We start from the raw sequence: 11,996 nt of genomic DNA, 5'->3' as shown, positions 1-11,996 counted from the left end.
TCCCCCTTTTTCTGTCCCTGTTCTGTACTTTTCACAGACTGCATTTATTCATATGCGGAAAATAGGGGGGATTAGAACTGAATGGTTGGAATAAAGAAATGGAAAGCATAGTCCTGTTTGATGCTCAAATGGCATCGGAACTCTTATTGTTTCGATGCCATTCTATAAATTCTATGATTTAATTTTATCGTTCTGTTTCGGTCACATACCTTACACCTGTGGTTCCGGCTCCTGCGTCTGCGCGGCCGGTTTGCGCTCCATCGGCATATAACCTTCTTTCTTCCGCTGTATCGGCTGTACAGGCACCGTTGCTGCCGTATCCCGGAACGCCGGGAGGCTGCCTGTCTCCATGTAAGCGCGGAACGGAATTTCGCCCTGCGCCGGATCTCTCACGACCTCATTTTTCTCCACTTCTGGTCGTTCTCCTCTGCGCGGTGGACGGCGCTCAAACCGCTCCCGTCTTCCAGAAGCCGGGCGGTCTTCCCGTTTCTCATTTTCCGGCACCGCGCGGTTTCCGCTACGTCTGTCCGCTGCTCTCTCGGCTCCCGAAACACGCGCTGCCCTCTCTCTCTCTGAGCAAGCTCTTTCTCTGCCCTGCGTGCGCTCAGTATTCCCCTCAGCAGCACGATCCGCTGTACGGTTCCGATAGCTTCTCTCCGATCGTTCCGGTCTGTCACTGCCAGACGGACGTTCTTGTGCGCTGCGCTCCTGTTCCGGCTTTTCGGCTTTTTCCGGTGTTTCCAGACGTGTTCCCCTATTCGGACCACTTACGCCTCTTGGCGCCTGTGTCCGCTCCGAAAGAGGTCGAACCTGCATCTTATTTTTCTTTTCCTTCTCCCGGAAGCTTTTAAGTACGATCGCCGCCGAATACTGGTACGCATAGATACAGCTTTTCATCAGTTCCTGCTCTTCCTCCGTCTTGCAGGAACTCAAGAGCATCTCTTCCTCTTCTTTTTCCAGATATGCCTCTCCGTTCGTATCGCGTTCCTTTACCGGCTTGTAGATCCGGTATTTCTTGTAATACGGTGGACATGGAAACTGCTTATTCTTAACCGGTTCCGGTACAATCCGCAGTTTGTAGGTATCGGACATGCGCGCCAGAACATTATGTATTTTCTCACAATTCTCTCTCGTATTTGTCTCCCGCGCCGGGATACAAAGTAAATAATCCATCTATTTTCCCTCACATCTATCAAACGATCCTTTTCAAAATCGTTTTCTTCTCAAATTTTCTACATTTACGCCAATCTTTATTGTATCATGTCAGAGAAAAACGGGCAAGTGAAAAAGAATGTGCCTCACGACAATTTCCTGTTACACAAAAAAAGGCTGCCACACGAATGCCAAACGAACGATTTCCGTCCGGGGCCTTCTGTTTGTGACAGCCTGTCTTCCTTTATCTAACGCAGCCATATTTACCTGCGTGTTACTGTTCATGCATACGTGTCCAGTAACACCTGCGTTCCTCAGTCTCTTACACCATCCAGTCTTTCAGCACGCCGTGATCGCGCAGCAGCTTTCCAACCACCGTCTTGTCAATCTTCCGGAGAACCGGCTTTTTGAGTGCTTCAAGCGGCATCGGCAGCTTCATTTCCAGCGGCGATCTGCCATCCATCAGCTTGACCGTGCTGTCCAGAAGCTCGCGGATATCGTAGACACTTCCCCATACCTCCGGTACGCCGCGGTCTACGCCGCACAAGCCATACACCGCTTCCATCGCGGTGCGGACGGAATACTCGGTCGTGAAAATAGTATCACGCGGGGTCTCCGCAAACTGCCCCAGAAATGCCGCATTGACACATCCATCCGGGATAACGTCCGGGCGGTCTCCGGCACGCCGCGGCATAAAGAATGCTGTAATATACGGCATCATCGTCGGCGTACAGTTCGCATGGTTCTCAGCCAGTTCCTCGATCTGATCCTCCGGGATTCCGAGATGGTACAGCCATTCTTCGGTGATCTCCTTGCCCGTGCAGGCGCGCATCGGCTTCTTCACATAATCGCCCGGTACATCCGTAAATAAACTGTATACCCAGACGCAGATCTCGTCCTTATCCTGCGCTTTGAACTGTCCCTGACGGTTGATCGTCCAGCTGAGCAGCCAGCTTGAATCACGGCAGCTCACGATACCGCCTGTTACGACGCGTCCACTTCTCGGATCCCTGCGGCAAATCTTGCGGATCTGGGAAATGATTGTCTCATCCGAAGTCGTGACCGTCGCAGACTCCCAGTTCGTCTTCTGGATATCCGAGCAGAATTTCTCCGGATGTCCAAATGCCGGATCCTGCGCAGCAATCTGACGCCACAGACTCCAGCAGCCGCTGGTACGCACTTCCGCACCTTCTACCGGTGCCTGATTCTGGTCGCCGTAGATCGTTCCCTCAGTACAGCTTCCGTTCGTAATAAAGACAAAATCATCCTCAGTCAACGCGATTTCCTTCTTCTCGCCGCCCTTCACGTACTCGATCGCCTTCGCAACCTTTTTCTCACCCTGGATGTCAAACCGCACATTCGTAACCTCGGTGCCAAACTGGATCTGGACGCCTGCCGTCTCCAGATATTTCTGCATCGGCAGAATCAGCGACTCATACTGGTTGTAACGCGTAAATTTAAGTGCCGAGAAATCCGGAAGTCCGCCAATGTGGTGGATAAAACGCTGAAAATAGCGTTTCATCTCTAATGCACTGTGCCAATTTTCAAACGCAAACATTGTTCTCCAGTACAGCCAGAAATCCGAATCAAACACCTCATTATCAAACACATCCTCAATGGATTTGTCATACAGATCCTCATCCTTCGTGAAGAACAGCTTCATGATCTCCATGCTGCCTTTCTGGCTCAAGCGGAATTTGCCGTCCGTGTGTGCATCCTCGCCTCGGTTGACCGTCGCACGGCAGAGCGAGTAGTTCGGATCATGTTTATTCAGCCAGTAATATTCATCGAGAACTGATGCCCCCGGCACCTCCAGGGACGGGATGCTGCGGAACAGATCCCACAAGCACTCAAAATGATCCTCCATCTCGCGGCCGCCGCGCATCACATATCCACGGGTCGGATCCTGAATACCGTCACATGCACCGCCTGCTACCTCCATCGCCTCCAGAATATGGATATTTTCTCCCGGCATCTGTGCGTCTCTCACAAGAAAACACGCCGCCGCCAGAGAAGCCAATCCACTTCCGACGATATAAGCCGATTTGCCCTCGATTCCCGCCGGTTTCTCCGGGCGCGCAAATGCCTCATAATTTCCCTTCGAATAATAAATTCCCTTGCTGTTTTTCTCCTGGCTGCCGCGTTCCGTATTCCGGTAATCCGAAGCCGACTTAACCACTTTTCCTGCCTTTTTCCGCTTCGACGCCGCTGCCGCCAGCCCCGCTCCAACTGCCAGTGCCGATACCGCACCCGCTTTCCATGCTTTCTTATTCATGTCCTGATCGCCCCTGCCTTTCTTCAACTTTCAAACCACTTCTTTTTTACATTACCCCGATATCTAGTTTTTAATACTATCTAACAGTAGTTTGATAGTAAAACTTTTTTGGAGAAAAGTCAAGGGCATCATCTTCTGGCACTTCCCGCTTGCCTTTGGTCATTCCATTTTCTTACTACCTTTTGTACTGACTTTTCATGAGCTTTGGCTTTATACTTCTTGGCTTTGAATTGATTGTAAAAAAGCTTTCATTTATTATTTTTTTGCCTTGCAAAAATAAAAAGCACGATTAATAAAATAACCGGGAACAATAGCCCAACTCCCATACCTGCACGAATATTGTCTCCTGCACTTTGTGTAACACGTCCAACAATCCCCGGACCTATGCTTCCACCCAGGTCCCCCGCCATAGCAAGCAAAGCAAACATAGCCGTTCCACCTGCCGGAAATCTTTCTGATGAAATACTGATTGTGCCGGGCCACATAATCCCAACAGAAAAGCCACAGATAATACATCCAATCAAACCTGATATCGGATTCAACGATACAGAAACAAGCAGGTAGCATATCACACATAAAATTCCAGATCCGATCATAAATTTCATCAGATCCATTTTATCACCATATTTTCCGAAAATTATACGACTGATCCCCATTGTAACAGCAAACATGCAGGGACCGGCCAGGTCACCAACTGTCTTTGACAGCCCCAGAGCAGCTTCCGCATAAGCAGATGCCCATTGTGCCATAGCCAGTTCTGATGCACCGGAGCAAATCATCAAGCATATGGAAAGCCAGAAAAGAGGTTTTCGAAACAGTTCTTTTATTCCCATTCCTTCCCCCTCATCTACCAAATGCTCGATCGGACAGGTTGCAAAATTATAGATATTTATGGCCGGAACAAGCGCCCATAAGACAGCCAGCCATTTCCAGCTGTCCATGCCAAACACCGCAAAAAACAGTGTAGAGATCACAATCGTTCCCACTGCTCCCCAACAATAAAAAGAGTGAAGCAGACTCATCGTTGCCTCTTTGTTATCAAATGGACACGCCTCCACGATCGGGCTGCAAAGCACTTCAATCAGACCACTTCCGACTGCATATACAATCACACTCAGGATAATTCCAACAAGCGGTTCCGGCAAAAGCTCCGGCAAAAAAGCCAGACCAACCAATCCTGCTGCGGAACATACCTCAGAAGTAACAATACAGATGCGATACCCTATTTTGTCCACAAACTTTGCACAAAACAGGTCTACCAACAACTGTGTAAGGAAAAAGCAGGTAGAAATCAACGCGATTTTTCCAAGTGCAATCTGATAATCATTATGAAATTTCAAAAATAACAATGGGGCAAAATTAGCTGCAATTGCCTGTGTAATAAATCCCATATAACAGGCTATTTTTGTTTTCCGGTAATTTGGCATGGTCATCACTCCTCGTTTTTTATTGAATTATATAACATAACATCTTTATTTTCATTGATTTATTTCCGAAATTTATTGTATAATATCGTAAAGTATGTTTCAAAGAGTGGGGTTTCTATGAATATAAATACAACCTATACCAAAATCATTACAGGTGAAGATTTGATGGAGACAGCTCAGCACGGAAGCACTCTCTATCCTTTCCAGTTTTACTATGAAGATCTGTCCGTTTTTGATTTCAACTGTATCGAATGGCACTGGCATACTGAATTGGAGTTTATTTATATTGAATCCGGAACCGTTACTTTGTGGATTGGAGAAGACCAATTTCATTTAACCGAAGGAAATGGCATATTCATTAATACAAAGGTACTCCATCGCCTTTATTCTCCCTCAAAAGCCCTCATTCCCAATTTTGTATTTATGCCTTCTTTTATTGCCCCTTGCGACAGCCTGATTTATCAGAAATATATTCTGCCGATCATTTCTTCCTCATTGCCATTTCTCGTATTTCATAAAAAAGTATGCTGGCAAGCAAAGGTTTTATCTATCATGCGGCAAATTATTTCTGCACAGGATTCCGTTTTATCCAAAGAACTCCTTACCAGTTCTCTCCTTCAGAATCTCTGGCTGGAAATATTTGAAAACACAGACATTTCATATCAGGAAGAACACAAGGATCATTCAACCGCTTCTCAAGCCCGGTTACAGCTCATGCTGCAATTTATCCATCTAAATTACTCACGGAGTATCTCATTGGATGACATTGCAGAACAGGCAATGGTCAGTAAAAGTACCGCTTTGAATCTGTTTCGGAAATATTTACATATAACGCCGGTTAACTATCTCATTAACTACCGTTTAAAACAGGCCGGTCAGTTGCTTTCAAAAACCGAGAAAAAAGTCAGTCTCATTTCTTCTGAGACAGGTTTTCATAACGTTGACTATTTTTGCAGATTATTCAAAAAACGCTACCAATTAACCCCAACGGAATACCGGAAACAGAAAAGCCGCTGATTGGGACGGCGCTGCATTTCCGGCTGCCATCCGCGGGATTCTGGTCAATGCCTTGCCGAAACTCATGCATCCGACACACAGCTTGGAGATTTGAATATCCTCTGCACCAAAAATGTCGATTTCCATATTTATATTTGAGATTCTGATAAGCATTACAGCGGCTTTTAAAAAATCTGTATTGATTTTTCTGTGCGAGGTGTTATAATCGGTATATACCGAAAACAAAAGGAGGAACGCGTCCATGCCAAGACCGTCACGGTGCCGTCGGATTTGTGGCGCACCACAAGTTGATACCTTCTGCCCCAATGGGTGCGAGAATACCGAGCCGATCCTGCTGACGCTGGACGAATACGAGGTCATTCGTCTGGTTGACTTGGAGCAGCAAACCCACGAACAGTGTGCCGTGCAAATGGACATTTCACGCTCTACCGTGCAGGAGATTTACGAAGTCGCACGGCGCAAGATCGCAGCGTGTCTTGTCCACGGAAAACCGCTGCACATCACCGGAGGAAACTACCGCATCTGCGGAGGGCAGGAGGCAGCCCACTGCGGCCGTTGGTGCCGGATGCAGAGAGCCAACACAGAAAAATCCAACAAAAAATGCAAAGGAGATTCCATTATGAAAATTGCAGTTACCTATGAAAACGGTCAAATTTTTCAGCATTTCGGCCATACCGAACAGTTCAAGCTTTATGAAGCTACAGACGGCAAAATCACTCATGCGGAAGTTGTTGATACCAACGGCAGCGGTCACGGCGCACTGGCAGGCTTCCTGATGCAGAACGGCGTGGACACTTTGATTTGCGGGGGCATCGGCGGCGGTGCCCAGGCAGCTCTGGCCGAAGCGGGCATCAAGCTCTACGGCGGTGTCAGCGGGGACGCTGATGCAGCGGTGAGCGCATTGCTCAGCGGAAATCTGGGCTATGACCCCAATGTTCATTGTGATCACCATGACCATGAGCACGGCGAGAAAGGTCACACCTGCGGTAACCACGGCTGCGGCAAGCATAGCTGCCATTGATATGGAACGAACACTGACACAGCTTCCGTTCTGGTCATCCTTGACCGAACACGAAATGGAAACGCTTTTCTGATGTGATGTGGGCGATGCAGCAGATCATGTTCAAGGGATTGGATCGGCGGCTGGCAGAGTTTCTCCTTGCCGAAGCGGAACGTACTGACTCCGACACGATACGCATGACCCATGAGCAGATCGCCCAGCACATCAGCTCGGCGCGGGAGGCGGTGGCGCGGATGCTCAAAAGCTTCTCGGAGGACGGGCTCGTAGAACTAAGACGAGGCGCGATCACGTTGCGGGATAAGAACAGACTAAATCGTTTGAAATAGATGTGACTTTGTCACAGAGTGAAATCATAATTCTAATATAATGAAAGCAGAAAACCGAAAGGAGAATCGATCATGAAAGAAACGAAATACGCAGGTACTCAAACCGAAAAAAATCTGATGGCTGCCTTTGCCGGTGAGTCCGAGGCACGCAACAAGTACACCTATTTTGCATCCAAGGCCAAGAAGGAAGGCTATGAGCAGATCGCGGCGTTGTTCCTTAAAACCGCTGACAACGAAAAGGAACATGCTAAGCTGTGGTTCAAAGAACTGAACGGCATTGGCGATACCTCTGAAAATCTTCTCTCTGCCGCTGAGGGCGAGAACTACGAGTGGACGGATATGTACGACGGCTTTGCCAAAACCGCCGATGAAGAAGGCTTTCATGAACTGGCGCAGCGCTTCCGTCTGGTTGCCGCTATTGAAAAGCACCATGAGGAGCGCTACCGTGCCCTGCTGCACAATGTGGAGATGGCGGAGGTCTTTGCAAAGAGTGAGGTCAAGGTATGGGAGTGCCGCAACTGCGGCCACATTGTGATCGGTGAGAAAGCGCCGGAAGTCTGCCCTGCCTGCAATCATCCCCAGAGCTATTTTGAGATCCACGCGGAAAATTATTAAAGAAAGAAAAGGAGAATCATCATGGAGCAGAAGTTTTACATTTGCAAGCATTGCGGTAACATCATTGCCAAGGTCAAGGACACGGGCGTTCCCGTCATCTGCTGCGGCGAGCCGATGAGCGAGATCGTTCCCGGCACCACCGACGCCGCCGTGGAGAAGCATGTTCCCGTCTGGACGGTAGAAAACGGCATCGTCCATGTCAAGGTCGGCTCCTTGGAGCATCCTATGCTGCCGGAGCACTACATCGAATGGGTATCTCTCCAGACCAAGCAAGGCAATCAGCGCAAGGAACTGCATCCCGGCGAAAAGCCGGAGGTCTGCTTCGCTCTCTGCGAGGGCGATGAAGTCGAAGCGGTCTACGCTTATTGCAACCTCCATAGTCTGTGGAAAGCGTGATTCATCTTTCAAAAATCTGTTGCTATTTCTCAACCCCTATCGCGGCAAGTGTGTATTCATCCTACTTGTCACGCTGGCGAATGCGGCAGGCGCTTTGCTGATCCCTACCATCACCGCCGACAAGATCAACATTGCCGTGGAGGGCAGACACATGGATTGCGATCCTCGGCGGTGGGATGCTTATAAAAGGCAGCCTGACCCCCGGCACGTTCCAGGCCTTTTTCCAGTACATGAACATGTCCAGCGAACCGATCACAGAGCTTTCCTATATGACAAACTCTCTGCAATCGGCGCTGGCCTCCATGGAGCGGGTATATGAGCTGCTGGATGAGCCGGAGATGGAAGCAGAGCCGGAAGCACCGAAGCGAATCGGTCATGCGCTGGGAGCGGTGGAGTTTTCCCACGTTCGCTTTGGCCAATTATTGGTGAATCGACATTTTGTTTCCTTTATCCACTCATTTTTATGATGTTCCAAGCACTTGATTCAAGGCAGAAAGTCATGTCGCATTACTTAATACTACAGCCCCTTCTTTATTTCTTCAATTGTCATCTCATATACTTCTGTTACTTTTTCCATTGCTTCCGGTATCCCCGGCTGCTCTCCGGTTCTATCTCTCAAAAGTTCTGTCAACTCATGACTAACCTCATACAGACGGTCAAAAGAAAGATTCTGACACACCCCTTTCAGTGTGTGTGCACCGCGAAAAGCATCTTCATAATTTTTATTTTCCAATGCCTGTTTTAACTGTATATAACTCTGATCTTCAAGGAACTTTAATGCAAATCTCCGAATCAGTGCTTCGCTGTGAAGGCGTCCCAAGACAGCTTCATAGTTTCCTCCAATAGCTTCGTAACACTCTTGCATTGTCATATTTTAGTCCTCCTGTCAATTGTATTCCACTAATTCATGAACCTCTGCGAATCAATTATATACATACCTTAAAATCGTTTTTATAACTTCATCAATCACAATCGGCTTTGACAAATGTGCGTTCATTCCTGCATCCAGTGATGCCTGAACATCTTCTGCAAATGAATTAGCTGTCATTGCTATAATAGGAATGTTTTTTCCATCCGGTCTGTCATTCATTGCCCTGATTGCTTTTGCTGCTTCATAACCATTCATTTCAGGCATCATGATATCCATCAGGATTACATCAAATGTGCCTTCCGGATGATTTCTGAAAATCTCAACAGCATTCTTTCCATCCACAACTCTTTCTACATTCATCCCGAACTCTTCCAACTGCACGGCAGCAATCTCTGCATTCAGTTCATTATCCTCTGCAAGAAGGACATTCACACCTGTAAGATTCACCTTTTCAGAAATACCTGTGTCTGACTTACTACATTCCTTATCTGTAATTTCCAAAGGAATATCCACAGTAAATGTGGTTCCCTCATGCTTTTTACTCTGCACGGAAATGGTTCCACCCATCATATCTACATACTTCTTTACGATAGCCATCCCCAGTCCAACTCCATGGTACTGCGTTCTCACATCGGAATCTTCCTGTGCAAATTCCTCAAAAACTTCTTTTGTAAATTCCTCACTCATGCCAATACCAGTATCCGAAATACGGTAACGCATATTTATATATCCATCCCCGCCCTTTTCCAGACACCGGGCTTCAAATGTAATCGTCCCTCCATCCGGAGTGTATTTTACGGCATTGCTCAGAATATTGACCAGCACATCACGCAGGCGTGCAGGATCCGCAAGTACATTTGGAATCTTTGCTCCTTCACGCTGAATCTTAAAGTTGATATCCCTGTTCGTAAGAAAGCCTTTTGTAATATCCAATGCAGAATCTGTAATGTTTTTCACATCCGCCGGTACCGGATTGTATTTCACTTTTCCACTTTCGATGCGGGTCAGATCTAATACATCATTGAGCAGCGACAGTAAATGCTCTGAGCTTTCGTCAATCTTTTCCAGACAATTTTTCACCTCGTCTGACGGATTGTTTTTCATTGCAATACCGGTAAATCCTATGATTGCATTCATCGGTGTCCTCATATCATGGGACATATGTGACAGAAATGCTGTTTTTGCCTTGGTTGCAGCCTGTGCATGCTCTGCCAATTCCGCCATTTCCTCAGCTTTCTCCTGAGCCGTCTTCTGAGCTTTTTTTCTTGCACTGAGACGCACCATTATCACAGCCATAGTAGTCAGCAGCCCTCCAAAAATAAGAAGAGCCAAAACAGTAACAACAGGATGCAGACGGATCCAGTCAACAAATGTCAGCTCTGTTGCTTTGTATGTGGTATACTGTGCTGCAAGATCTTCAACAAGATTTTGGGGCATGGCATACATTGCTTTCGTCAGAATACCAGCCAGCGCATGGTTCTCAGTTGATGAAATTACCATGCGGTAGGTGAATGTAGGCTGTTCCAGCAGAGTATATGTCATGGTGCCTGTAGTGTCACTGTTCACAAACGCCTGTGCCATGTAATAGTAGACGAAGGCAGCATCTGCTTTACCCTTACGGACAGCTTCCATCATTTCCTGTCGGGTACTGCACATCAGTTTTTCTGCACCGGGTGCCATTGCATCTTCAATTGAATTTGATACTGTCTGGTCAACAGTAGTAACAACATTAATTTTCCCATCAAAGTCACGCCGTGTCACCCTTGCCAGCTGCATCGTAATGAAAGGTGCAGTAATCCCCCATTTTTTCGTCTCAGCATAGTTATCTGTTTCCAGGCGTGCATCGATGCTCATATCTGTGGTTTCCTTATTTTTCTGATAAGCAATATACTCATCTCTGGTGACAGGTGTAAGAAACTCATAGGAAATCCCGGCATAGTCTGCAATTTTCCGGAAGTAATCCGGGATAATACCCTTCATCTCACCATTTTCATTATAAGAATATGGATAACGGGTCGGATCACACAGAACATGAAGCGGGTTGTCCTTGGAATACTGTGAAATAATACTTTTTTCTTTCTCCGTATATTCCAGATTCTTAGTTTCGATGCTTTCATAATTTTTATTGTAAAGCGTCGTTTTCCAGTCACCCTCAACCGCATTCATCTGATCGATCGCATAATTGATCTCATTCAGCAATTCTGTATTGCCCTTTTTAACAATGACATAGAAATCGCTGCTGCCAAATTTCTCCACGATTCGCTCATTGTTTGTTTTTCTCAGAGAACTGGTAACAATCGCATCAACTTTTTCGCTCTGAAGGGCTTCATCCATTTCTGTGGTCGTATCAAAATAAGATGGAACATATGTAAATCCTTTGTTGTCTGCAAAATCCGCAAACTCTTCATTCCGGGTGTTTCCGTTCAAAAGCGCCACACGCATACCGTTGTAAGTGCTGTAATTGCCGTCCACAATCGTGCTGTTGTCACTGCGGACGGTCAGCATCCCATAATTGGTTCCGATTGGACGTGAAAAATCAAACTTTTCTTCTCTGTCCGGTGTTTTGCGGGCAGATGTTACCATATCAATCTCGCCATCTTCAAGCATCTGCTGCATATCATCCCAGCTCTTATCATATCCGACATATTCGTAATCCACATCCCAATAACGGGCCATCAGCCGAAGAAAATCATAGCCATACCCACTGCGGTTGCCTTCTTCATCCATCACATGATAACCATCCATGGCAAAGAAACCGACTTTGACAGTTTCATGCTGTGAACTGCCCTCGGCTGCATATGCAGTCTGGGGAGAAAACAGCATACACACGCATACAAAAAACAGTAACACTGCCACATATTTCTTTGCTCTCGAAATCATATTAAATCTCCTTGTC

Annotated in this window: 11 protein-coding genes; 6 read left to right on the top strand and 5 right to left on the bottom strand. The window is 46.9% G+C overall.

The genetic code is table 11. The features are described 5' to 3' along the window. Positions 1-210 precede the first annotated feature (210 nt). The 3 genes from DWZ76_RS15250 to DWZ76_RS03875 all read right to left on the bottom strand — a co-directional run bounded on the left by DWZ76_RS15250 (position 211) and on the right by DWZ76_RS03875 (position 4,854). The gene (locus DWZ76_RS15250; RefSeq protein WP_233430245.1) at positions 211-1,173 is read right to left on the bottom strand and encodes a hypothetical protein; all 963 of its coding nucleotides are present in this window, start codon (positions 1,171-1,173) and stop codon (positions 211-213) included. A 301-nt stretch (positions 1,174-1,474) separates the two neighbouring features. After that, positions 1,475-3,427 (bottom strand): oleate hydratase, encoded by a 1,953-nt coding sequence (locus DWZ76_RS03880; protein ID WP_107001294.1) that lies wholly within the window; start codon positions 3,425-3,427, stop codon positions 1,475-1,477. A 248-nt stretch (positions 3,428-3,675) separates the two neighbouring features. Further along, the gene (locus tag DWZ76_RS03875) at positions 3,676-4,854 is read right to left on the bottom strand and encodes an MFS transporter (protein ID WP_107001116.1); all 1,179 of its coding nucleotides are present in this window, start codon (positions 4,852-4,854) and stop codon (positions 3,676-3,678) included. 117 nt (positions 4,855-4,971) lie between these two features. On the opposite strand from DWZ76_RS03875, the gene DWZ76_RS03870 reads away from it, so the two are divergent. The 6 genes from DWZ76_RS03870 to DWZ76_RS03840 all read left to right on the top strand — a co-directional run bounded on the left by DWZ76_RS03870 (position 4,972) and on the right by DWZ76_RS03840 (position 8,696). After that, the gene (locus DWZ76_RS03870; RefSeq protein WP_107001117.1) at positions 4,972-5,871 is read left to right on the top strand and encodes an AraC family transcriptional regulator; all 900 of its coding nucleotides are present in this window, start codon (positions 4,972-4,974) and stop codon (positions 5,869-5,871) included. 241 nt (positions 5,872-6,112) lie between these two features. Then, on the top strand, positions 6,113-6,892 hold the full coding sequence (locus tag DWZ76_RS03860; RefSeq protein WP_107001119.1) for a DUF134 domain-containing protein: 780 nt from the start codon (positions 6,113-6,115) through the stop codon (positions 6,890-6,892). A gap of 86 nt (positions 6,893-6,978) precedes the next feature. Beyond that, positions 6,979-7,218: a helix-turn-helix domain-containing protein gene (locus DWZ76_RS03855; protein ID WP_242995740.1), complete on the top strand. Its 240-nt coding sequence runs from the start codon at positions 6,979-6,981 to the stop codon at positions 7,216-7,218. Between the two features lie 72 nt (positions 7,219-7,290). Continuing rightward, positions 7,291-7,833, top strand: coding sequence for a rubrerythrin (rbr, locus tag DWZ76_RS03850; protein WP_107001120.1), 543 nt, complete (start codon positions 7,291-7,293; stop codon positions 7,831-7,833). A 21-nt stretch (positions 7,834-7,854) separates the two neighbouring features. Further along, the gene (locus tag DWZ76_RS03845) at positions 7,855-8,229 is read left to right on the top strand and encodes a desulfoferrodoxin family protein (protein WP_107001121.1); all 375 of its coding nucleotides are present in this window, start codon (positions 7,855-7,857) and stop codon (positions 8,227-8,229) included. 131 nt (positions 8,230-8,360) lie between these two features. Continuing rightward, complete coding sequence (locus DWZ76_RS03840) at positions 8,361-8,696, top strand: ABC transporter ATP-binding protein (RefSeq protein ID WP_147352115.1); 336 nt, start codon at positions 8,361-8,363, stop codon at positions 8,694-8,696. A gap of 50 nt (positions 8,697-8,746) precedes the next feature. Here the strand turns inward: DWZ76_RS03840 and DWZ76_RS03835 are convergent, their stop codons facing one another. Beyond that, positions 8,747-9,100, bottom strand: a complete 354-nt coding sequence (locus DWZ76_RS03835) for an Hpt domain-containing protein (protein WP_107001123.1) — start codon at positions 9,098-9,100, stop codon at positions 8,747-8,749. A 51-nt stretch (positions 9,101-9,151) separates the two neighbouring features. Next, a complete protein-coding gene (locus DWZ76_RS03830) occupies positions 9,152-11,980 on the bottom strand; it encodes a transporter substrate-binding domain-containing protein (RefSeq protein WP_118471920.1) in 2,829 nt (942 codons plus the stop codon). Positions 11,981-11,996: the final 16 nt, after the last annotated feature.

The organism is Clostridium sp. AF35-15 (assembly GCF_003477745.1).
In the GTDB taxonomy this organism is placed as follows: Bacteria; Bacillota; Clostridia; order Lachnospirales; family Lachnospiraceae; genus Otoolea; species Otoolea fessa.
Note: the sequence above shows the minus strand (reverse complement) of the source record. Positions and strands in the feature narration are given on the sequence as shown.